The 22,823-nt window shown below is 68.3% G+C and carries 20 protein-coding genes; 8 read left to right on the plus strand and 12 right to left on the minus strand.

The genetic code is table 11. The annotated features are described in order from the left end of the window. Positions 1-99 precede the first annotated feature (99 nt). Positions 100-1,971, minus strand: a complete 1,872-nt coding sequence (gene mnmD / locus I6I07_RS02605; protein WP_198485594.1) for a tRNA (5-methylaminomethyl-2-thiouridine)(34)-methyltransferase MnmD — start codon at positions 1,969-1,971, stop codon at positions 100-102. Positions 1,972-2,102: 131 nt separating this feature from the next. On the opposite strand from mnmD, the gene I6I07_RS02610 reads away from it, so the two are divergent. Next, entirely contained in the window at positions 2,103-2,978 is an 876-nt protein-coding gene (locus tag I6I07_RS02610; protein ID WP_198485595.1) for an inositol monophosphatase family protein, read from the plus strand. Positions 2,979-3,006: 28 nt separating this feature from the next. Here the strand turns inward: I6I07_RS02610 and I6I07_RS02615 are convergent, their stop codons facing one another. Further along, on the minus strand, positions 3,007-4,707 hold the full coding sequence (locus I6I07_RS02615) for an AMP-binding protein (protein WP_198485596.1): 1,701 nt from the start codon (positions 4,705-4,707) through the stop codon (positions 3,007-3,009). A 76-nt stretch (positions 4,708-4,783) separates the two neighbouring features. Between I6I07_RS02615 and I6I07_RS02620 the strand changes: the two genes are divergently transcribed. Beyond that, positions 4,784-5,980, plus strand: a complete 1,197-nt coding sequence (locus I6I07_RS02620) for a M20 aminoacylase family protein (protein ID WP_198485597.1) — start codon at positions 4,784-4,786, stop codon at positions 5,978-5,980. Positions 5,981-5,987: 7 nt separating this feature from the next. Here the strand turns inward: I6I07_RS02620 and I6I07_RS02625 are convergent, their stop codons facing one another. Next, a complete protein-coding gene (locus I6I07_RS02625; RefSeq protein ID WP_198485598.1) occupies positions 5,988-6,887 on the minus strand; it encodes a LysR family transcriptional regulator in 900 nt (299 codons plus the stop codon). Between the two features lie 141 nt (positions 6,888-7,028). Here I6I07_RS02625 and I6I07_RS02630 point away from each other — a divergent pair, with 141 nt between their 5' ends. From I6I07_RS02630 to pagP, 4 genes are all read left to right on the plus strand, one after another. After that, positions 7,029-8,117 carry a YeiH family protein gene (locus I6I07_RS02630; RefSeq protein WP_006392973.1) on the plus strand — a complete coding sequence of 363 codons (1,089 nt, stop codon included), beginning with the start codon at positions 7,029-7,031 and terminating at the stop codon, positions 8,115-8,117. Between the two features lie 103 nt (positions 8,118-8,220). After that, on the plus strand, positions 8,221-8,631 hold the full coding sequence (locus I6I07_RS02635; RefSeq protein ID WP_006392972.1) for an acyl-CoA thioesterase: 411 nt from the start codon (positions 8,221-8,223) through the stop codon (positions 8,629-8,631). 10 nt (positions 8,632-8,641) lie between these two features. Beyond that, positions 8,642-10,114 carry a magnesium transporter gene (gene mgtE / locus I6I07_RS02640; protein ID WP_198485599.1) on the plus strand — a complete coding sequence of 491 codons (1,473 nt, stop codon included), beginning with the start codon at positions 8,642-8,644 and terminating at the stop codon, positions 10,112-10,114. Between the two features lie 131 nt (positions 10,115-10,245). Next, complete coding sequence (pagP, locus tag I6I07_RS02645) at positions 10,246-10,800, plus strand: lipid IV(A) palmitoyltransferase PagP (protein WP_198485600.1); 555 nt, start codon at positions 10,246-10,248, stop codon at positions 10,798-10,800. Between the two features lie 40 nt (positions 10,801-10,840). On the opposite strand, the gene I6I07_RS02650 is transcribed toward pagP, so the two are convergent. The 3 genes from I6I07_RS02650 to I6I07_RS02660 all read right to left on the minus strand — a co-directional run bounded on the left by I6I07_RS02650 (position 10,841) and on the right by I6I07_RS02660 (position 13,024). Continuing rightward, positions 10,841-11,452 (minus strand): gamma-glutamylcyclotransferase, encoded by a 612-nt coding sequence (locus I6I07_RS02650; protein WP_035359990.1) that lies wholly within the window; start codon positions 11,450-11,452, stop codon positions 10,841-10,843. A gap of 230 nt (positions 11,453-11,682) precedes the next feature. After that, on the minus strand, positions 11,683-12,141 hold the full coding sequence (locus tag I6I07_RS02655; RefSeq protein WP_006388798.1) for an Lrp/AsnC family transcriptional regulator: 459 nt from the start codon (positions 12,139-12,141) through the stop codon (positions 11,683-11,685). A 103-nt stretch (positions 12,142-12,244) separates the two neighbouring features. Beyond that, a complete protein-coding gene (locus I6I07_RS02660; protein ID WP_006392968.1) occupies positions 12,245-13,024 on the minus strand; it encodes an SDR family oxidoreductase in 780 nt (259 codons plus the stop codon). 164 nt (positions 13,025-13,188) lie between these two features. Here I6I07_RS02660 and I6I07_RS02665 point away from each other — a divergent pair, with 164 nt between their 5' ends. After that, complete coding sequence (locus I6I07_RS02665) at positions 13,189-13,725, plus strand: cysteine dioxygenase family protein (protein ID WP_198485601.1); 537 nt, start codon at positions 13,189-13,191, stop codon at positions 13,723-13,725. A 79-nt stretch (positions 13,726-13,804) separates the two neighbouring features. Here I6I07_RS02665 and I6I07_RS02670 read toward each other — a convergent pair whose 3' ends face one another. From I6I07_RS02670 to I6I07_RS02695, 6 genes are all read right to left on the minus strand, one after another. Then, positions 13,805-15,499, minus strand: a complete 1,695-nt coding sequence (locus I6I07_RS02670) for a thiamine pyrophosphate-binding protein (protein ID WP_198485602.1) — start codon at positions 15,497-15,499, stop codon at positions 13,805-13,807. Between the two features lie 59 nt (positions 15,500-15,558). After that, positions 15,559-16,548 (minus strand): tripartite tricarboxylate transporter substrate binding protein, encoded by a 990-nt coding sequence (locus tag I6I07_RS02675; RefSeq protein WP_198485603.1) that lies wholly within the window; start codon positions 16,546-16,548, stop codon positions 15,559-15,561. Further along, entirely contained in the window at positions 16,545-17,288 is a 744-nt protein-coding gene (locus I6I07_RS02680) for a GntR family transcriptional regulator (protein ID WP_232625882.1), read from the minus strand. The genes I6I07_RS02675 and I6I07_RS02680 overlap by 4 nt, the downstream gene beginning before the upstream one ends. Positions 17,289-17,470: 182 nt before the next feature. After that, positions 17,471-18,190: a VOC family protein gene (locus tag I6I07_RS02685; RefSeq protein WP_198485604.1), complete on the minus strand. Its 720-nt coding sequence runs from the start codon at positions 18,188-18,190 to the stop codon at positions 17,471-17,473. 12 nt (positions 18,191-18,202) lie between these two features. Next, positions 18,203-20,938, minus strand: a complete 2,736-nt coding sequence (secA, locus tag I6I07_RS02690) for a preprotein translocase subunit SecA (RefSeq protein WP_198485605.1) — start codon at positions 20,936-20,938, stop codon at positions 18,203-18,205. Between the two features lie 174 nt (positions 20,939-21,112). After that, entirely contained in the window at positions 21,113-22,096 is a 984-nt protein-coding gene (locus I6I07_RS02695; protein ID WP_198487408.1) for a M23 family metallopeptidase, read from the minus strand. A gap of 127 nt (positions 22,097-22,223) precedes the next feature. On the opposite strand from I6I07_RS02695, the gene I6I07_RS02700 reads away from it, so the two are divergent. Next, positions 22,224-22,631, plus strand: coding sequence for a flagellar hook-length control protein FliK (locus I6I07_RS02700; protein ID WP_198487409.1), 408 nt, complete (start codon positions 22,224-22,226; stop codon positions 22,629-22,631). Positions 22,632-22,823 lie beyond the last annotated feature (192 nt).

The following is a 22,823-nucleotide window of genomic DNA, read 5'->3' on the forward strand; positions in this document are numbered from 1 at the left end:
ATTTGCGCCCAACGCGGGCTTATTTGGCGCCAAATCCTGGCATTTGCCACAATTCTACGCCACCCCATTCCACCCCCGGCGCCCCTGCAGAAGTTTTTTTCAGCGTGGCGCGATCAACCGGGACAGATCGGTTTCAAGAGGTGACGGCTCGCCGCAAAGCCGGGCCGCGATCAGATCCCCCATCAGCGCCGACCAGGACAGCCCGCGCGACGCGTAGCCGGCCGCCAGCCACAGCCCCGGCGCATGGGCCAGCTCGCCCACGGCGGGCAGGCGTCCCGGCAAGACCGCCCGCCACCCCGCCCAGCCCGGCAGGGAGCCCGGCACCAGGGCCTCGAAGGCCGGGAAGCCGCCGCCCAGCAATCCCGCCGCCTTGTCCAGGGCCACGCGCTGGCCTTCGGCGCCGATGCGCGCCTCGGTGGCGCCGTGCACGTAGGTGCTGCCCGCCACGCAACCGGCGCCGGTGTCCGGCAGCAGATAGCCCTCGCCTCCCACCACGCAACGCGGACCGCCGCCCAGCGCCGCCGCCGGCACCAGCGTGACCTCGCCTGCCAGCGCATGCATCTGCGCCACTCGCGGCAGCGGCGCCAGCAGGCCGCTGGCCGCCAGCACGCCCTGCGCGCCGAAGGCGTTGGCCAGGATCACGACATCGGCCCGCGCCAGCTCCGCATCCGCGGCGTCCAGCGCGCGCCACCCGACGCCATCGGGCGCGACCCGCGCCACCGTCCCCGCCGCCACGCGCACGCCGGGCGTCGCCAGCAAGGCCGGAATCAACTCGGCGGGCGATACCAGCATGCCCTGCCCAAAGAAGATGCCGCCGCGCGCCAGCGGCAATCCGGCCAGCGCGCTGGCCTCGTCGCGGCTGACCGCGCGCACCCAGTCGCGCGGAAACGCCAGCACCGACAGCGTTTCCTCCAGCGCGGCTGCGCGGCCGGCGTCACGTTCCAATTGCACGGTGCCGCACACGGTCGGCGCGGCGCCGTCGGCCAGCCCGGCCCAACGAGCCTGGGCGCGTCCGCTGCCGGCGCGCGACAGGCGCGCGCGGGCGTTGTCGTCGCGCGCCAGCACCGGCGTCAGCGCCGCCGCGGCGTGGCCGGCATGGGCCAGCGCGCCCCGCGCCAGCGCCGCATCCAGCACCGTCACGCGCCAGCCTCGCAGCGCCAGGGACTGCGCGATGCCCGCGCCCGCCAGGCCCGCCCCCACCACCAGCGCATGGCGGCCACCCTCGGCCACCGCGGCCGGCGCGACGTCGGCGCCGGCCGCGGCGGTGCCCACCGTCATGTGCCATTTGCCGCCATAGCCCGGCGCCCGCCGCACGTCGAACCCTGCATCGCGCAGGGCCTGGCGCAATTCGCCGGTGCAGGCCCAGGTGGCCACCGTGGCCTGCGGCGCGGCCAGCCGCGCCAGGTCCTTGAGCAAGGCGGCCTGCCACATGCGCGGATTGCGCTCCGGCGCGAAACCATCCAGGAAATACGCATCGACCCGCGCCGCCAGCCGCGGCGCCAGCGCCTGCGCATCGCCGAAACCAAGCGTCAGCGTCACCGCGCCGCCCTCGAATTCCAGCCGGTGCAGGCCGGGCAGCAAGGCTGGCCACTGCGCCGCCAGTTGCGTCGCCAGCGCGGCCACGGGCTCGGGCGCATGGCGCGCCAGCAAGGCCTGCAGGGCCGCGCGGCCGAAGGGGTGCGCCTCCAGCGACACCACGTGCAGGCTGCGCGCGCGCTGCGGATCGTCGCGCCAGGCGCGCCACAACGCCAGGAAATTGAGCCCCAGGCCGAAACCGGTCTCGCAGACCGTGAAGGCGTCGCGTCCGCGCCAGCGTTCCGGCAGGCCGTTGCCCCGCAGGAAAACGTGTTCGGCCTGGCCCAGCGCGCCCGACGGCGAGTGGTAGACGTCGCCATAGGCCGGGCTGTAGAGCCGGCCTTGCGCATCGAATTCAGCGACCGCGGGGGTCAGGGGCACGTAGGACGAAGACATGGAAACAGCGGTGATCGGAAAACACGGATTATCGGCTGGCGCGGCCGGCTGCGTTGGATACGCGCCACGGGCATCGGGGCTTTTGCCGGGCCGCAACGGATTTGACGCATGGCTGGGCTTACACTGGTTTCATGGAAACCTATGACCCGCCCCGCTCGCTTGTCTCGCCCGTAGACCTGTGCGCCGCGCTCGACGCCGCGGTCACGGCAGCCCACGCCGGCGCGGCCATCCTGCAATCCTACGCGCATCATCGCGCCGATCTCGTGATCGATCGCAAGGCGCGCAATGATCTCGTGTCCCAGGCCGACCGCGAGGCCGAGGCCGCGATCATCGAGCAGTTGCAGGCGCGCACGCCCAAGTTCGGCATCGTCGCCGAAGAGACCGGCGGCCAGGCGCAGGGCGCCGCCACCTGGTACATCGACCCGCTCGACGGCACCACCAATTTCCTGCACGACATTCCGCACTACGCCGTGTCGATCGCGCTCATCGCGCACGCCGGCACCGCGGTGTCCCCCACCGAGCGCCTGGCGCGCGACACGCCCGTGGCCGGCGTGGTCTACGACCCCTGCCGCGAAGAACTGTTCACCGCCGTGTACGGCGTGGGCGCCTGGCTCAACGGCCGCCGCATCAACTGCTCGCGCACCCGCACGCTGGACGACGCCGTGCTGGCGACGGGCTTTCCCTTCCGCGACTTTTCCTTCGCCAGCCAGTACATGCCGATGCTGCATGACGCCATCAACCGCGCCCGCGGCGTGCGACGCATGGGCGCGGCCGCGCTGGACCTGGCCTGGACCGCCTGCGGCCGCTATGACGGCTATTGGGAAATGGGCCTGGCGCCCTGGGACGTGGCCGCGGGCACGCTGATCGTGCGCGAAGCCGGCGGCGCCTGCAGCGACATGCACCAGCAGGACTCCTGGCCCATCGGCGGACGCGTCGTGGCCGGCAATCCCGACATCGAACGCGCCCTGCACGAGATGATCGCCCCGCACCTGGACCAGCCGGGCTGAGGCCCGGCCGTCCAGACGCACCGCGCGCTCAGGCCGCCTGGCCCTGCGGCGCGGCGGCCTCGGCGCCCGGACGCAACTCGCGCCGCAGGATCTTGCCGACGTTGCTCTTGGGCAGCTCATCGCGGAACTCGACGAAACGCGGCCGCTTGTAGCCGGTCAGCTTGTCCTTGCACCACTGCTGCACCTGGGCCTCGGTCAGCGACGCGTCCTTCTTCACCACGAACACCTTCACGGCCTCGCCCGAATGCTCGTCCGGCACGCCGATGGCGGCGCATTCGAGCACGCCCGGCATCTGCGACACCGCCGCTTCGACCTCGTTCGGATAGACCTTGAACCCGGACACGGTGATCATGTCCTTCTTGCGGTCGACGATGCGCGTGTAGCCCTTGTCGTCCATGATGCCGATGTCGCCGGTGCGGAAGAATCCGTCGGCCGTCATGACATCCCGGGTCTCGTCGGGCTTCTGCCAATAGCCGGCCATGACCTGCGGCCCGCGGATGCTGACTTCGCCGCGCTCGCCCAGCGGCACCTCGTTGCCGGCATCATCGAGGATGGCGACATAGGTGGACGGCAGCGGCAGGCCGATGGAACCGGAATACGCCGTGGCATCGCACGGATTGACCGTGGCCACCGGCGAGGTTTCCGACAGGCCATAGCCTTCGATCAGCGGCCGCCCGGTGATCTTCAGCCAGCGCTCGGCCACCGCCTGCTGCACCGCCATGCCTCCGCCCAGCGCCAGCCGCAGCCCGGAAAAGTCGAGCCTGGCGAAATCCTCGTTATGGACCAGCGCGTTGAACAGCGTATTGACGCCGGGAAACACGTTGATCGGCGTCTTGCGCCAGGCGTTGATCAGCGACGGCTGGTCGCGCGGGTTGATGACCAGCACGTTGCGCATGCCCGCGTACATGCCGTACAGGCCGCAGACCGTCATGGCGAACACGTGGTACAGCGGCAAGGCGCTCAGCACGGTGATCTGGCGATCCGTCATGTCGTGCAGCGCGGGCGCCGCCACCGCTTCCATCTGCATCACGTTGGACGTCAGGTTGCGGTGCGTCAGCATCGCCCCCTTGGGCACGCCGGTGGTGCCGCCGGTGTATTGCAGCACCGCCAGGTCGTCCATCGAGATGGCCGGCGCGGTGAATGGCAGGCCCGCGCCCGTGGCCAGCAGCTTCGGCAGCATCTGCGCGCCATCGATGTGCCACGCGGGCACCAGCTTCTTGATATAGCGCGCCGCCAGGTTCACCAGCGGCGCCTTCAGGCCGCCCAGCAGGTCGCCCGGCCCGGTCACCACGACGTGCTTGAGCTGGCCGCGGTCGGACACGCTCTGCAGCGTGTGGGCGAAATTCTCGAGGATGACGATGACCGCCGCGCCGCTGTCCAGCAACTGCCGCTGCAGTTCATCGGGGGTATAGAGCGGATTGACGTTGACCACCGCGTGGCCGGCTCGCAGCGTGCCCAGCAGCGCCACCAGGTAGGCCGGCACGTTGGGCATCATCAGCGCGACCCGCGATCCCTTGGGCAGCCCCAGGCTTTGCAGCCAGGCGGCGAACCCGCGGCCATGCGCGTCCAGTTGCGCATAGGTGATGTCGCTGCCCATGGCGGTGCAGGCGATGCGGGTCGCGTACTGCTTGCAGGCCCGGTCCAGCAGGTCGGTCAGCGACGCGTAGCCGTCGACGGAAATATCGGCGGGCACCCCTTTCGGGTAATGGGCAAGCCACGGACGGGTCATGGTGTTTGTCTCCATTAAATTGATTTTTGATTGATGATAACCTTGTTGCGTTCCCAAATTCCGCCTGATTCTTCCCATGAAACTCCTCGATCCCATCGTTGCCTGGCGCGACGATATCTCCCAGATCCGACGCGACATCCACGCGCATCCCGAATTGGCATTCGAGGAATTCCGCACCGCCGACGTGGTCGCGGCCAAGCTCGAAGAATGGGGCATTGAAATCCATCGCGGCCTCGGCGGCACCGGCGTGGTCGGCATCATCCGCGGCGACCGTCCTGGCGAACGCGCCGTCGGCCTGCGCGCCGACATGGACGCCCTGCCCATGCAGGAAGCCAATACCTTCGCCCACGCCAGCAAGCACGCCGGCAAGATGCATGCCTGTGGCCATGACGGCCACACCGCCATGCTGCTGGCCGCCGCGCGCTACCTGGCGCAGCACCGCGACTTCGCGGGCACGGTCTACGTGATCTTCCAGCCCGCCGAGGAAGGCGGCGGCGGCGCCAAGCGCATGATCGACGATGGCCTGTTCACGCGCTTCCCGATGGAAGCCGTGTTCGGCATGCACAACTGGCCCGGCATGGCGCCCGGCCAGTTCGGCGTGACCGCCGGCCCCATCATGGCCTCCAGCAACGAATTCTCCATCGTGGTCAAGGGCAAGGGCACCCATGCCGGCATGCCCAACCTGGGCATTGACCCGGTGATGGCGGCGGTGCAGCTGGCGCAATCGCTGCAGACCATCATCACGCGCAACCGCAATCCGCTCGACGCCGCGGTGCTCAGCATCACGCAGATCCACGCCGGCAGCGCCGACAACGTGGTGCCCAACCACGCCGAGCTGCGCGGCACGGTGCGCACGTTCACGCTGGACGTGCTGGACCTGATCGAACGCCGTATGGAAGAGATCGCCCGCCACACCTGCGCCGCCATGGATTGCGAAGTGGAGTTCACCTTCCAGCGCAACTACCCGCCCACCATCAACCATCCCGAGGAAGCCGCGTTCTGCGCCGACGTGATGCGCGACATCGTCGGTGACGACAAGGTCAACGACCACGTGCAGCCCACCATGGGCGCCGAGGACTTCGCCTTCATGCTGCAGGAACTGCCGGGCTGCTACGTCTGGATCGGCAACGGCCTCGGCGACCACCGCGCCGCCGGCCACGGCCTGGGCCCGTGCATGCTGCACAACGGCAGTTACGACTTCAACGACGAGCTGCTGGCGCTGGGCGGCACCTACTGGGTGCAACTGGCGCTCAAGCGCCTGGCCAAGCCCTGACGTCCCGCTAGAAGCCGCCCCCCTGCCCCGAGCGCACCGCCTGGCACATCGCCAGGAAGCGCTGGGCGGCGCGGGCGGCGGCATCCGCGTGCGGCACCAGGATGCTCAGCGTGCGCGTCAACGGCCGCGGCAACAGCCGCAACGCGGCCAGCGCGCCATCCTCGTGCCGCATCGACATCGCCGACACGAAGCCCACGCCCAGTCCGGCCCGCACCGCCTGCTTCACTCCCTCCACCCCGGCCAGTTCCAGCCCGATCGACGGCGCCAGGCCGGCATCGGCGAACGCCCGCTCGACCAGCCGGCGCACGCCTGAACCCGGTTCCCGCATCACCAGCGCCGACAGCGCCAGGTCGCGCAGCGTCACCGCGCCCTTGCCGGCCAGCGCGTGATCGGCCCGCACGATCGCCACCACTTCGTCCTGCCGCCATGCGTGCACCGCGGTATCGGCGGGCAGGCCCGCCGGCACGTCGCCCTCGATGAACGCCAGGTCCAGCGCGGGCAGGCGCTCGACGATCTCACGGGTGTTGCCATCGGACAGGTGCAGGCTGACCGCCGGAAACGCCTGGCGGAAATCCGCCACCAGGGCGGGCAGCAGGTAGCTGGCGGGCGTGGTGCTGGCCCCCAGCCGCAGCGCGCCGGTTTCCAGGCCGCGCCAGGACTCCCGCACCGCGTGGGCCTGGCGATACACCTGGCGCAGCTGGCGCGCCTGTTCGGCCAGGCGCTCGCCCGCTTCGGTGAGGGCGATGCCGTGGCCGCTGCGGCGGTACAGCGGCTCGCCGAACCATTCCTGCAGGGCGCGCAACTGGCCCGACACGGCCGGCTGCGACAGGTGCAGCTGCTGCGCCGCGCGGCTGATGTTGCCGGCATCGGCCACCGTGGCGAAGGTGAGCAATTGGTCGGGGGTCATGGATCATTCCTGCCCGGGGAAGCCCGCGGCCGCTTAATTATCAGAATTTCCGATATTTCATATCAAAAATGAAAATTTTCCAAATAACGGCCATGAAATTAATATTTCGCCTAGTTATTTAGATATGCATAAAGGCCCGCCATGAGCACCGCCAGCACCACCGTCCCCCAACCGGCCGCCGCCCCCGCCGCGCCAGCCCCCTCGGCCGCCACGGCCACGCCCTGGCGCGACAAGCTCAACGGCGTCCTGTTCGTCGGCCTGATGTCGGCCGCAGTCATGCAGCTGGCGGACCTGCCCGCCATCCGCCAACTGGGCTTTTCGCCGCTGGTGGTCGGCATCGTCTGCGGCATGCTGTACGGCAACTTCCTGCGCGGCACCATGCCGGTCGACTGGGGCGTGGGCGTCAATTTCACCGCGCGCCGCCTGTTGCGCATCGCCGTGGCCTTCTATGGCCTGAACATCAGCATCCAGCAGATCGCCGCCGTCGGCCTGCCGGGCCTGGCGGTCTCGGTGGCGGTGGTGGTGGGCACGCTGCTGATCGGCACCTGGGTCGGCCAGCGCCTGCTCGGGCTGGATCGCGACACCGCCATGCTGACCGCCGCCGGCAGCGCCATCTGTGGCGCGGCCGCCGTGCTGGCCTTCGAACCGACCCTGCGGGCGCAGCCGCACAAGAGCGCCGTGGCGGTGGCCACGGTGGTGCTGTTCGGCACGCTGTCGATGTTCCTGTACCCGGTGCTGTATCACGCCGGCTGGCTGCCGTTCGACACCCAGTCGCTGGGCATCTACATCGGCGGCACCATCCACGAAGTGGCGCAGGTGGTCGGCGCGGCCAGCAACATCGACCCCGCCACCACGGAAGTCGCCACCATCGTCAAGATGACCCGCGTCGCGCTGCTGGTGCCGGTGCTGCTGATCCTCGGCCTGTACCTGCGCAGCGCCGCCAGCCACGCCGGCGGCAGCGCCAAGGGCGCCAAGCTGCCGATCCCCTGGTTCGCGGTCGGCTTCCTGGTCCTGGCCATCATCAACTCGCTCAACATCATCCCGGCCGACGTCGTCGCCGCCATCCGCCGCCTGGACGTCTTCGCCCTGACCATGGCCATGACCGCGCTGGGCATCGAAACCCGCTTCGCCAACATCCGCAAGGCCGGTCCCCGCGTGATGGCGCTGGGCCTGATCCTGTACGTCTGGCTGCTGGTCGGCGGCTACGGCATCGTCAAGCTGGCGTCCTGATCCGCGCCCGCTTCGATAAAGCGTCCCGACGGGGCGCCGGCCCGCGCCGGCGCCCCGTTTTTCCTGCATAATCGGCTGGTTGCCTTGCATTGGAGCCGGCCGCATGACCTCCAGCACCAAAACTCCCTTCACGACTTTGCCCGCCAATCGCGACGCGGTATTGCGCGTCATGCCGATGCCCGCGGACGCCAACATCCACGGGGACGTTTTCGGCGGCTGGATCATGTCCCAGGTCGACATCGCCGGGTCGATTCCCGCCGCCCGCCGCGCGGCCGGCCGGGTCGCCACCGTCGCCGTCAATGCGTTCCAGTTCAAGCAGCCCGTGTTCGTGGGCGACCTGCTCAGCTTCTATACTTCCATCATCAAGACCGGCAAGACCTCCATCACCGTCTCGGTCGAGGTCTACGCGGAACGCCAGCGCCTGGATGCCGAAGTCGTCAAGGTCACCGAAGCCACGCTGACTTACGTCGCCACCGACGAAGCGCGGCGCAGCCGCCCTCTCCCCATTCTTTGAGCCGTATCGCATGACGCAGTCCGCCGCCGCGCAGAAACCGCCCGCGACGCCCCGCCGCCTCGACCCGGAAGACGCGCAGCACGCCCTGGCCGAAGTCCAGGAGCGCCTGCGCCGCCAGCAGCTGGTGGCCGACCTGGTGCATCGCCAGGAAGAAGGCGACGCCAAGGCCAACCTGGTCGAGGACCTGGTGCACCGCCAGCACGAGGCGGAGCTCAAGACCCTGCTGGACGGCCTGCACCCCTCGGACATCGCCTTCATCCTCGAATCGCTGCCCAAGGATGAACGCCAGACGATCTGGAAGCTGGTCAGCCCCGAGCACGATGCCGACGTGCTGCTCGAGGTCGAAGACTGGGTGCGCGAATCGCTGATCGAGGCGATGGACCGCCAGGACCTGGTGGCCGCCACCGGCAACATGGACGCCGACGAATTGGCGGACCTGGCGCCCGACCTGCCGCCGGACGTGGTGGCCGAGGTCCAGAAGGGCCTGACCGAGGAAGAGCGCGCGCAGCTGCTGGAAGCCATGGGCTATCCGGAAGACAGCGTCGGCGCCATCATGGACTTCGAGATGGTCCGGGTGCGCGAGGACGTCACGCTCGAAGTGGTGCTGCGCTACCTGCGCCGCCTGCACGAACTGCCCGACCACACCGACCAGATCTTCGTGGTCGACCGCCAGGACAAGCTGCAGGGCATCCTGCCGCTGTCGCGGCTGCTGGTCAGCGAACCCGAAACCGAAGTGCGCGCGGTCATGAACGCCGACTTCCTGACGCTCAACCCGCTCGACTCCGACGCCGACGCCGCCGGCGCCTTCGAACGCTACGACCTGGTGTCCGCCCCCGTGATGGACGACCAGGGCCGCCTGATCGGCCGCGTCACCATCGCCGACGTGGTCGACGTGATGCGCGAAGACTCGCAGGAACAGGCCCTATCGCGCGCCGGCCTGCAGGAAGAAGACATCTTCGCCCCGGTCAGCACCGCGCTGCGCAACCGCGCGCCCTGGCTGCTGTTCAACCTCTGTACCGCCGCCACGGCTTCGTTCGTGGCCTCGCAATTCGAAGGCACGGTCAGCCAGATCGTGATCCTGGCGTTCCTGATGTCCATCGTCGCCGGCATCGGCGGCAACTCGGGCAACCAGACCATGACGCTGATCATCCGCGCCCTGGCGATGGGCCGGATCACCGGCCGCAACCTGTGGCAGCTGGTCAAGCGCGAGCTGTTCGTGACCCTCATGGTGGGCCTGTGCGGCAGCCTGGTGGCGGCCCTGTTCGCCTGGGTGATTTCGCACTCGCTGTCGATCGCGCTGGTCATGATGGCCGCCATGATCTGCAACATGCTGGTGGGCGCCTCGGTCGGGGTGCTGGTGCCGATGGTGCGGGCCCGTTTCGGCAAGGATCCGGCCATGGGATCCTCGGTCCTGCTGACCTTCGCGACGGACTCCCTGGGCTTTTTCATCTTCCTGGGCCTGGCGACCATTTTCCTGCTGTAGCGCGTCCACAACGGACCCGCACGCGAATGTTTCACCAGATGTCCCGAGCGCTTATTTGACAGCGGTATGACAGTCAATATGACGACCGCTCCGTTACAGTAACGGGGTTGTCATCATTTTCTGTCCCTACAATGACCGCCAGATTCCGGGCAGCGCTTTTTTGCCTGCTGCTCTCCGCTTTCAGCGCCACCGCGCACGCCTGCGACAACCTGCCATCGTGGGCCCAATCCGCCTGTCAACGCCTGGACCAGATCTGGACCGAGGGCGGCAACGACCTCTATTTCAGTGGCTACGCGTGGCACAACCGCGCCATGTACAGCCGTGAAAAGATCGACAGCTTCAACGAACTGGCCTGGGGCGGCGGCTACGGCCGCAGCATCTACGACGAGGACGGCGACTGGCAGGGCCTGTACGCCATGGCGTTCCTGGACTCGCACAGCAAGGTCGAGCCGATCGCCGGCTATGGTTTCCTGAAGATCGGCCGGGTCGGCGAGAATTTCCGGCTGGGCGCCGGCTATACGGTCTTCCTGACCGCGCGCCACGACATCATGAGCTACGTGCCCTTCCCCGGCGTGCTGCCGCTGGTCTCGGCCGGCTACAAGGACACCATGCTGTACGCCACCTACATCCCCGGTTCGCGCGGCGCGGGCAACGTGCTGTTCATGTTCGGCCGCTGGGCCTTCTGACGGCCCGCGCGCGGGCCGCCCTCGCGGCGGGCCGCGTTGCTCAGCAGGGCTGCATGCCCAGCCGGCGCACCAGCTCGCCCAGGCGCCAATCGTCGATGCCGTGGGCGCGCAGCGCCTTTTCGGTTTCCACCACGTAGTCCAGGCACGGGCCCGAATGTCCGACCGCGTTGCGCACCGACGCCAGCAGGCGGTCGTCGCTCAGGTCGGCGGCGTATTCCTGGCAGGCGCGGTTCAACAGGAATACCAGCCCGCGCACCGGCGCCTGCTCGGTATGGCAGGCCAGCCAGCGCGGCGTGTAGGCGCCGGTGACCATCTCGCGGCGCCACAGCGCCTCGAATACCGCGGGGACATCACAGGCGGCGATCTGGAAGGCCACGCCGCGGCAGCAGCCGCCGCGGTCCAGGCCGAACACCAGCCCGGGATTGTCGGGCGAGCCGCGATGGTCGTGCGACCACAGGCACAGCGAGCGGTGATAGCCGCGCACCGTCGCCAGGCGCCGTTCGCGCCAGGCAAAGCCGGGATGCCAGATCAGGGAACCGTAGGCGAACACCCACAGGTCGTCGGCGCCGTTCCATCCAACCAAAAGCTCTTCCACCGACGCGGGTTGCGTCTTCGCCAGTCCGGCACAGCCGGCGGGTACTGCCAACGACATAGGGTCCTCTGATATCCCGGGTTCATTCCCATGGCGGGAATGAGGGATATGCTACGCCGCCTGCCGCGCAAAAGAATTGCGAGATGGGGCGCGCGCAACACGCCGAAAGAAATTTGTATTCGCCGGAGGGCGGCGCCAGGGAAAAAAATTGCGCTTTGCCGCGCGGGCCGGTTTCCGCCCGGCCTGGCGGCCGTTGGCGGCCCGCGTGGCGCGGGAGCCGGCCGCCGCGCCTAGAGCGCGTCCAGCGGCAGTTCGGTGGTGCTCTTGATGACTTCCATCGAGAAACTGGCGCTGACGTCCAGCAGGTCGACCGCGGCGATCAGGCGGCGGTAGAAGCGGTCATAGGCCGCCATGTCCTCGACCACCACCTTGAGCAAGTAGTCGATGTCGCCGGCCATGCGGTGGAATTCGACCACGTTCGGCAGCGCCATGACCGCGTTGATCAGGCTCTGGGTCCATTTCTCGTTGTGCTGGCTGGTCTTGATCGAGACGAACACGGTCAGGTTCAGCCCCAGCGCGCGCGGGTCCAGCAGGATCGCGTTGCGGGCGATGACGCCATCGTCCTTGAGCTTCTGGATGCGGCGCCAGCAGGGGGTGACGGACAGATTGACCTGCTCGGCGATCTCGGCGACCGAGCAGGTGGCGTCCTTCTGCAGCAACGCCAAGATCTTGATGTCCGTCTGGTCCATGGGGATTCCTCAAGCGATATCGCCGCAATCTTGCCCTGACACCCCGCCCGCGTCCAGCCGCGGAACACCCTAAGCGGCCCGGGGAGCCGCCCCGGGCGCGGATTCAGTACGTGCCGGGGTAGCCGCCGCCATCGAGCAGGATGTTCTGCGCCGTCATGTAGCCCGCGTGCGCCGAGCAGACATAGGCGCACAGCGCCCCCAGCTCCTCGGGCTGGCCGTAGCGGCCGGCCGGGCTGGCGCGGCCGCGCTCGTCCCACAGCTGTTCGAAGGTCTTGCCGCCTTCCTCCAGCATGCCGCGGATGTGGCGCGCCTGCGCGTCGGTGGCGAAGGCGCCCGGCAGCAGGTTGTTGATGGTGACGTTGTGGCGCACGGTCTGGCGCGCCAGGCCGCTGACGAAGCCGATCAGCCCGGCGCGCGCGCCGTTGGACAGCCCCAGCTCGGCGTGCGGCGCCTTGACGCTGCGCGAGACGATGTTGACGATGCGCCCGAAGCGCCGCTCGATCATGCCGTCGACCACGCGGCGGATCATGTCGATGGGGCCCAGCATCATGGAATCGAGCGCCGCGATCCAGTCGTCATGGCTCCAGTCGCGGAAATCGCCGGGCATGGGGCCGTCGGCGTTGTTGATCAGGATATCGGGGTGCGGGCACGCGGCCAGCGCGGCGTCGCGCCCCTCGGGCAGCGTCAGGTCGGCCGAGACCCAGCCCACGCCGATGCCCGCCGTGCGCGCGATCTCGGTCGCGGCCTGCTCCAGTGTCTGCGGATTGCGCGCCGCGATAGTCACCGCCACGCCCTCGCGCGCCAATTGCAGGGCACAGGCCCGGCCCATGCCGCGGCTGCCGCCGAATACCAATGCCGTCTTGCCGCTGATCCCCAGATCCATGCCTGACTCTCCAGAGTGGTGCCGTGAAGCGGACCAGTATAGGAGCGGCGGGCCGCCGCGGGGGTGGAAATTTTTTCTAATGTTCGGGCCGGGACGGCCGAATTTGGCAAAGGCATTCCAGCGCAAATCCCTAAGATGAAACCTTGTCATCCAGGGGCCTGCCCATGACCTCCGTCCAACTTGCCACCGCAGACCTGCGCTCGCTGTGCGAATCGGTGCAGGCCGCCCAGATGAACGCGGCCCGCGCCCTGCTGCGCGAGCTGGCCAGCAGCGTCGCCAATGCCGGCGATATGCTGCGCGCCCTGCCCGAAGACCTGCGCGCCGGCCGCGCCGACACCTACACCCGCCACATCGCCTATGCCGATCCGCATGGCGCCTTCACCATCGCCTACCTGATCTGGCGCCCGGGGCAGTTCAGCCCGGTGCATGGCCACAAGACCTGGTGCACCTACCAGGTCCTGCAGGGCGAGCTGGCCGAAACCCACTATCGCTGGGACCCGGCCGCCGCCGCGGCCATTGCCTGTGGCGAGGCTTGCCGCCGCCCGGGCGACGTCGTCACCGCCGCCCCCGGCCTGCGCCAGATCCACCGGCTCGGCAACGCCGGCCCCGGCGTCGCGGTGTCCCTGCACATCTATGGCGTGGATCAGGCCGACCTCTGCACCGGCGTCAATCACCTGGTGCCGACGCCCGCCACGCACTAGTCGCAAGGCGACGATCATCGCAACCAAAGCCCCATGAAAAAAGGCGGAGCCCATGGCTCCGCCTTGTCCTGCCGGCCTGTCAGCCCATCCACTGGCTGACCGGCGCCGCCGCATCCTGCAGCGGCTGCGCCACCACGTCGATCAGCGCCGGGCCGTCGTGCTCCATGGCCGCCTTGATGGCCGCGTCCAGCTTGGCCGGATCCTCGACGCGCCAGGCCTTCACGCCATAGGCTTCGGCGATGCGGGCGTGGTCGGTGCGATCGAAGTCCACGCTGTAGTAACGCTTGTCGTAACCGGCCTTCTGGCTGGCCTTGATCCAGCCATAGACCGAGTTCGAAAACACGATCATCAGCAGCGGCGCCTTGTGGCGCACGATGGTTTCGAGTTCGCCGACCGTGAAGCCGAAGCTGCCGTCGCCCATCACCGACACGCACTTGGCGTTGGGCCGGCCGACCCACGCGCCCAGCGCCGCGGACATCGAGAAGCCCAACGCGCCATGGGCGCGGTTGGTGATGAAGTGGCGGCCGGGCCGCGACACATCGTAGTAGGCCGAGAAGTACGGGCACGGCGTGCCGGGGTCGGCGCACACCACCGCGTCGTCGGGCAGCAGGCGATTGAGCGACTGCACCACCCGTTCGGGACGGATCGGCGCGTCCATGCTGCTGGCCAGCGGTTCCAGCTGGGCGCGGCGCGCGGCCTTGGCGCGGCCCGCCAGCACCGCGCCATCGGCCGCGTCGGACGGCCGGTGCGCCAGGCGCGCCTGCACCTCGGCGCCCAGCGCCTGCAGGGCCAGCCTGGCGTCGCCCACCAGGCCGACTTCGGTCAGGTAGTTGGCGCCGATCACCATCGGGTCGATATCGATGTGCAGGATCGGCACGTCGCGGTTCGGGAAGCGCCAGTGCTCGGTCGAGGTCGAACCCGCGCGGCAGCCGACGAACAGCACCACGTCGGCCGCGGCCACCACGTCGCGCGTCGCCATCACGCCGCCGTTCGAGCCCACCACGCCCGCGTTCAGCGGATGCGTGTCGGCCAGGCTGCCCTGGCCGCTGACGGTCACGCAGACCGCGGCCTTCAGGCTCTCGGCCAGTTCCTGCAGCGCGCCGCTGGCGCCGGCGATCACCACGCCGCCGCCGCAGATGATGACCGGCGCGCGCGCGCCCACCAGGCGCTGCGCGGCGCGCGCCACGTCCGCCGGATCCGGCGCGTAGCGCAGCGAGGGGAATTGCGCGTGTTCCGGCTGGGCCCAGACGTCGGCGGCATCGACCTGCTGCTTCATCACGTCATACGGGAAGCACAGGTGCGCCGAACCGGGCTTGCCGGTGGTCATGGCGCGGAACGCCGCGCGCACCATGCCGGGAATCTGGTCGGCGCGGTCGATGGTGCGGTTCCACTTGGTCAGCGGCCGGTACAGCGCCTCCTGGTCCAGCTCGGTCAGCGGGTATTTGCCGCGCGAGCCCACCGCCACGTCGGAGGTGATGCCCAGCACCGGGATGGACGACTCGTTGGCCTCCACCAGCCCCGGCAGCAGATAGGTCGCGCCGCCGCCGCTCGGGCCTTCGCACACGCCGACCTTGCCGGTCACGCGGGCATAGGCGTCGGCCATGTAGCCGGCGCTGCGCTCGTCCCGGGTCAGGATGTGCTGCATGCCGTGATCGAGCCGGTAGAGCGCGTCGTAGAACGGCAGGCTGGTATCGCCGCACAGGCCGAAAATATGTTTGACGCCGTTGTGTTGCAGCATCCGCACCATTGCTTCGGCGCCGGTCAAGGTATCCATGTCTTCTCCACGCGATGCGCGGACCGGGCGAGGCGCCATCGCGCCCCGCCGCCGGCCGCTCAGTTATCCAGATTGATGTTGCTGCTCTTGATGAACTTGCTCCAGCGGTCGTATTCCGCCTTCACGTAGGCATCCAGCGCCGGACCGTTCGAGGCCACGATCTCGAAGCCCGCCTCTTCCAGCTTCTTCTTGACGTCGGGATCGGCCAGCACGGTATTGAAGGCCTGTGTCAGCTTCTTCACGGTCGCCTCCGGCGTGCCCTTGGGCGCGAACATGCCGCTCCACGAATAAGCGACGAACCCGGGGAAACCGGACTCTGCCACCGTCGGCACGTTGGGCAGGTCCGGCAGGCGCTTCTCGCCGGCCACCGCCAGCGGCTTGATCTTGCCGGCCTGGATCTGGCCGCGCAGCGCGGCAAAGCTCAGCCAGGTCATGTTGGCCTGCCCGCCCACCACCGCCTGGATGGCCGGCCCGCCGCCGCCATACGGCACGTGCAGCAGTTCCACCTTGGACAGGCGCTTGAGTTCCTCGGGCGCCAGGTGGTTCAGCGAACCCACGCCGGTGGAGGCGTAGTTGAACTTGTTGGGCGGCAGCTTGGCCGCGGCCGCCAGGAATTCCTTCAGGTTGTCGCCCGGCACGCCCGGGTTGGCGCCCAGCACCAGCGGAAAGCGCACGGTCTGGGTAATGGCGACGAAGTCCTTGAACGTGTCATAGGGCAGCTTGGGTTTCACCGCCGGATTGATGCCGTGGTTGTCGAAGCTGACCAGCAGCGTGCTGCCGTCGGGCTCGGCCCGCGCCACGAAAGCGGTGGCGATCTGGCTGGCGGCGCCCGGACGGTTTTCCACCACCACGGCGCGGCCGCCCAGTTCCTTGGACAGCCGCGGCTGCAGGATGCGGGCCAGGATGTCGGTGCTGCCGCCGGGCGGATACGGCACCACCAGGATCAGCGGCTTTTCTTCCGCCCGGGCGGGCGCGGCGGCCAATCCGCCCCCCAGCGCGGCAAGCGCGCAAACGGCCGCCAAGGCGCGCCGCATGGTTGTGTAGGTCATGTGTTTTCCCCTGCTGTTGTGGTGTTGGCCGGCGCTGCCGTGGCGGGTTCGGCCTGGTCCCGCATGTAAATCGTGGAAAAACCGGTGCGGATGACATCGGTGATCTGGTCCAGCCGCCGGCCGATGTGGCTGCGCATCATGTCCGGCAAAGCCTCGATGTCGCGCCGCTCCAGCGCCTGGACGATGCGCATGTGCTCGCCCTGGGTATGGCTGCGACGGCCCTGCTGCATGTCGATCCAGCGCACGAAATGGATGCGGGCGTTGACGCTTTCCAGCGCCCGCACGAATTCCTCGTTGCGCGAATAGCGCGCCAGCGTCAGGTGGAATGCTTCGTCCAGTTCCAGCAGGCGGGTCGCGTCGCTGTCCTCGGGTACGTCGCGCGAACGCTCGACGAAGGCGCGCAATGACGCCAGTTCCTCGTCGGTCGCGCGCTCGCAGGCGGCGCGCACGATGCCGGCCTCGAGAACCGCGCGGTATTCATAGAGGCTGTGGATCTGCTTGGCGTCCAGCAGCCGCGCGATGAAGCCGCGGTTCACCGAACGGGTCAGGAACCCTTCCACCATCAGCTGGTTGAGCACCTCGCGCAGGGGCGTGCGGCTCACGTTCAGGCGCCGGGCCAGCTCGACTTCGTTGATGCGTTCGCCCGGTTTGAACTCGAAACTCACCGCCATCGCCTTGACGGCGTTGTACAGCTCGGCCTGGCCGGCCATGGTGCGGGCTGCGGGTCGGGATGACGTCATGAGAGTGTCGGCCGCCTGGGCGCTCCGGGTGGGATTGAAGTGCATACTAAAGTGCATACACTTTGGTCGACAACCCGGGTTTGCCCGCAAGATGCGCGACAAAGCTCCGTCCCTGAAAAAAAGGAAACGGTGAGGTCAAACAGGGAAAAGGCCCGCGCGGCGACCGCGCGCGGAAGGCAGGATCAGACGCCCGTATCGAGCGTGTAGTGGGCGCCGTCGCGGTTTTCCAGCGTCAGCGTGGACAGCACCGGCGTCAGCGCCGAGGCGTCTTCACGCACGTGGATGCGCAGGTTGGCCAGCGGCACGTCCCAGCCGCCCGCGGCGGCTTCGGCCGTCACCCCGGCCACCAGGGCTAGGCGCTCGGCCACCTGGCGCGGCTGCGCCGCGCGGGCGTCGATCCGCAGCAGGCCGCGGGCGCCGTTGGGATGGGCCATCAGCTCGGGCGACCAGACGCACTCGGGCGTCAGGTGGCGACAGAAATACATGCGGATGCCGGGCAGCGGTTGCTCGGCGAAGCGCACGGTATGGAAACGGGCCTCGACTTCCCGGCCATCCAGCATCGCCGGACGGGACAGTTCCTGCATCGGATTGACGGCGAAGCCGGCGGCGAGCAGGCGCTCGCGGGTGGCCTCGGCGTCATAGGTGCGGAACACCAGCGCCTCGAGCCCGAAGGGCGAATCGGCGATTTCCTTGCGCGCCGGCGGCGCGCCGGGCGGCCAGCCCAGCAGTTCGACGTAGGTGCCTTCGAGCACGATCAGGCGGTTGCACGAACCGAGGTTGTGCACCGCCTTGTCGCTCAGGTGAAAGCCCTGGCGCTCGAAGTGCGGCGCCAGCGCATCCAGGCGGTCGCGCACCATGACCACGGCGTGGTCGAACTCGGTGTGGCCGACGGCATGCAGCATGGCGTTATCCGCTCAGACCAGCTTGCCGTGGCACTGCTTGTACTTCTTGCCACTGCCGCACGGGCACGGATCGTTGCGGCCCACCTTGGGCAGCGCGTTGCGCACCGGCTGCGCGCCCGAGTCGTCGGCCGACTGGGCCAGCGCCTCGTCGTAGTCGGAGTGGTGGTACTGCACGTTCTGCACATGCGACTGGGCGGCTTCGGCCTCGGCCTGCTCGACCTGCTCGGACGATTGCACGCGCACCGTCATCAGCACGCGCACGACGTCGTCGCGGATGCGGTCCAGCATGCCCGAGAACAGTTCGAAGGCTTCGCGCTTGTATTCCTGCTTGGGGTTCTTCTGCGCATAGCCGCGCAGATGGATGCCCTGGCGCAGGTAATCCAGCGCCGACAGGTGCTCGCGCCAGTGCGTGTCGATCGCCTGCAGCATGATCGAACGCTCGAACTGCGACCACGACTCGGTGCCGACCTGGTCGACCTTGCCCTGGTAGATGTCGCGCGCCGCCGCGATCACGCGTTCGCGCAGATCCTCGTCGGTCAGGTTGGCTTCCTTCTCGAGCATCTCGGTCAACGGCAGGTGGACCTGCCAGTCGGCCTCCAGCGCCTTTTGCAGGGCCGGGATGTCCCACTGCTCTTCCACCGATTCCGGCGGCACGTAGGTGTTGAACAGGTCGACCACCGCGGCGTCGCGCAGGTTCTCGACCGTGGCGCCGACGCTGGCCGCTTCCAGCACTTCATTGCGCTGCGAGTACAGCACCTTGCGCTGGTCGTTGGCGACGTCGTCGTATTCCAGCAGTTGCTTGCGGATGTCGAAGTTGCGGCCTTCCACCTTGCGCTGCGCGGTCTCGATGGAACGCGTCACCATGCCGGCCTCGATAGGCTCGCCCTCGGGCAGCTTGAGGCGTTCCATGATGGCGCGCACGCGGTCGCCCGCGAAGATGCGCATCAGCGAATCTTCCAGCGACAGGTAGAAGCGCGACGAACCCGGGTCGCCCTGGCGGCCGGCACGGCCACGCAGCTGGTTGTCGATACGGCGCGATTCGTGGCGCTCGGTGCCGATGATGCGCAGGCCGCCGGCAGCCTTCACCTGCTCGTTGAGCGGCTTCCAGTCGGCGCGGACCTTCTCGATGCGCGCGGTCTTTTCGGCTTCGGACAGCGATTCGTCGGCGCGGATCAGGTCGATCTGCTTGTCGACGCTGCCGCCCAGCACGATGTCGGTACCGCGGCCCGCCATGTTGGTGGCGATGGTGATGTGGCCCGGCTTGCCGGCTTCGGCGACGATCTCGGCTTCACGCGCGTGCTGCTTGGCGTTCAGCACTTCGTGCGGCAGCTTGGCCTTTTTCAGCAGGCCCGACAGCAGCTCGGAGTTCTCGATGCTGGTGGTGCCCACCAGCACCGGCTGGCCGCGCTCGTGGCAGTCGCGGATGTCTTCGAGGATGGCGTTGTACTTTTCCGCGTCCGTCTTGAAGACCTGGTCGTTCTGGTCCTTGCGGATCATGGGCTTGTTGGTCGGGATGATGACCGTCTCGAGCCCGTAGATTTCCTGGAATTCGTACGCTTCCGTGTCGGCCGTGCCGGTCATGCCGGACAGCTTCTCGTACATGCGGAAGTAGTTCTGGAAGGTGATCGACGCCAGCGTCTGGTTCTCGTGCTGGATCTTCACGCCTTCCTTGGCCTCGACCGCCTGGTGCAGGCCATCGGACCAGCGGCGGCCCACCATCAGGCGGCCGGTGAATTCGTCGACGATGATGACTTCGCCGTCCTGCACCACGTATTGCTGGTCGCGGAAGAACAGCGTATTGGCGCGCAGCGACACCATCAGGTGGTGCATCAGCGCGATGTGGCGCGGGTCGTACAGCGACTCGCCCTCGGGCAGGATGCCCAGGCGCGCCAGGATGCCTTCGGCATTGACGTGGCCGGCTTCCGACAGGTAGACCTGCTGGCTCTTTTCGTCGACCCAATAGTCGCCCTCGGGTTCCGGTTCCTGCGGCTTGGGCTCGCTGGCCATGCGGGTCAGCAGCGGCGGCACCGCATTCATGCGGATGTAGAGCTCGGTGTGGTCTTCGGCCTGGCCGGAGATGATCAGCGGCGTGCGCGCCTCGTCGATCAGGATCGAGTCCACTTCGTCGACGATGGCGTAGAACAGGCCACGCTGGCGGCGGTCGTCAACACGGTATTCCATGTTGTCGCGCAGGTAGTCGAAACCGAATTCGTTGTTGGTGCCGTAGGTGATGTCGGCGGCGTAGGCGGCCTTCTTTTCCTCGTTCGGCTGCTGCGGCACCACCACGCCCGTGGACAGGCCCAGGAAGTGATACAGGCGTCCCATCCATTCGGCGTCGCGGCGGGCCAGGTAGTCGTTCACCGTGACCACGTGCACGCCCTTGGCGGCGATCGCGTTCAGGTAGACCGGCAGCGTGGCCATCAGCGTCTTGCCTTCGCCCGTGCGCATTTCGGCGATCTTGCCGCTGTGCAGGGCGATGCCGCCCAGCAGCTGCGCATCGAAGTGACGCATGCCGAACACCCGCTTGCCGGCCTCGCGCACGACGGCGAAGGCTTCGGGCAGCAGGTCGTCGAGCGACGTGCCCTCGGAATGGCGGGAACGGAATTCCGCGGTCTTGGCCGCCAGCTCCGCATCGGAGAGCGCGGAGATCTTGGGCTCCAGCCCATTGATCTGGGTTACCAGCTTGCGATACTGCTTAAGCAGCCGGTCGTTGCGGCTACCTATGAGTTTTTTGAGCAGAGAAACCATGCGTATGTCGGCCGCACGAGCCCCGCCGCGCCCCCGAAAGGCTGGGTCGGCGTGACCCGTGACTTGATTTATTTGGTTGAGCGGGGGTCCGCTGGGAAACGAACCAGTTTAACGCACCTGGCGCGTAATAGCCTGGACCTATGGCCAGGGTGGCACTGTAGCCCGGATCGGGCGTCAGCGCGCGGCGCTGCCGCCGCCGGCTTGCGCCACCGTCGGCGGGGCATTCTGCTGCGGCCCCAGGAACAGCCGCGGATCCAGCGGCTGTCCGGCGAGGCGGACCTCGAAATGCAGGTGCGGCCCGGTGGAGCGGCCGGACGAACCGACCCGCGCCACCTGCTGGCCCCGTTCGACCAGCTGCCCCTGCTTGACCATCAGGGACGAGGCGTGGGCATACCGTGTGATCAGGCCGTCGCCATGGTCGATCTCGACCATGTTGCCGTAGCCGGGATGGAACTTGGCTTCCAGCACCACCCCGCCCGAGGCCGCCAGGATCGGCGTGCCTGGCGGCGCGGCGAAGTCCAGCCCCTCGTGCATGGCCGAACGCCCGGTCACGGGGTTGCGGCGCCAGCCGTAGGAAGAACTGAGATAGGGGTAATCGGTGATCGGCATCGCCGTCGGCATGCGGGCCTGGTCGGCCGAGCGCCGGGTCAGCGCCGCGTCCAGCAGCTTGAGGTTGTCGGTCTGCAGGGCCAGCCGTTCCTGGATCTCGTCCAGCTGGCGGCCCAGGGCTTCGGCCGAGGCGGCGCTGGGCGGCGTGCCCTCGGTGAACAGGTCGTCCATCACCTGGGTGGCCTCGGGGGTATGCTGGCTGTCGGCGGGGGCCGAGACCAGTTGCTTGGCGACCTCGGGGTCGGTGTAGGCCACGCCCGCCACCTTGGCCACCCGCTGGCCCAGGCCGTCGATGCTGACCAGCTTGGCCTGCAGCGCGCCCACCTTGGCGGCCAGCAGGTTCATGTTGCCGCGCAGGAAGTCCGCGTCGCGTCCCGGCTGTTCGGACAGCGGCCAGCCCACCGTGTGTACCGCGGGCAGGATGGGTGTAATGTAGCGCTGAAGGGCGGCGCCGAAGATGGCGGCCGTCATCAGCGCGCCCCCCAGAAACAACGCCAAACGCGCGCCTCCCAGGGTGAAATGCCCGTCCCGCCCGTCGCGGGCGTGCATAATCACGATTTTCAAGGTTTGCTTCCTAATTCTCAGAGCCGGGATGAATAGACCCACTTCATACCGTCAACGTTCCAGTTCCAGCCGGCGGAGGGAAAATACCGCCCTGGGATGGCTGGGTCATGACATGCGGGGCGCCGGGGTACTGGCGACCGCCCGCAAGCACTTGCAAATCCAATATGCGGTGGCGGCGATCCTGCCCGCCCCGTTGGGCTCCGTCTGCCAGGTCGGCAAGCTGGAAAACCAGCGCCTTCAACTGGTGGTGCCCAGTGCCGCGCACGCGGCGAAGATGCGTCAATTGGCCCCGCGCATCGCGCAGGCCTTGGCGGACCAAGGCTGGAACCTTAACGAAATTGCGGTGAAGGTACAAGCCGGCCTGCCCAAGCCCGGGGCCCGCCAGCCGCTGCCGCCCAAGGAAGCCCAGCCGCTGGGAACAACCGCGCTGGGCGCCTTCGAGACGCTGCACGACAACCTGCGCCCCGGCCCGCTGGCCGACGCGGTCGCCAAGCTATTGAAGCACCACAAGGGTAGCTGAGAAAACCGGACTTGTCCGGACGCCCGCCATCGGGATGGCGCCTTCGGACCGATGTCCGGGCTGGGCGCGCCCCGCGGATTGCACCTGGACGGCGCTGGCGGGCACAAGGATGGCGACCGGCGCCACCCAATGAAAATGGCCGGATGTCAGCCGGGGACGGTCCCCGGCGCACCGGCCATCAAGGACAGACTG

The organism is Achromobacter deleyi (genome assembly GCF_016127315.1).
GTDB classification, from domain to species: Bacteria; Pseudomonadota; Gammaproteobacteria; order Burkholderiales; family Burkholderiaceae_B; genus Achromobacter; species Achromobacter insuavis_A.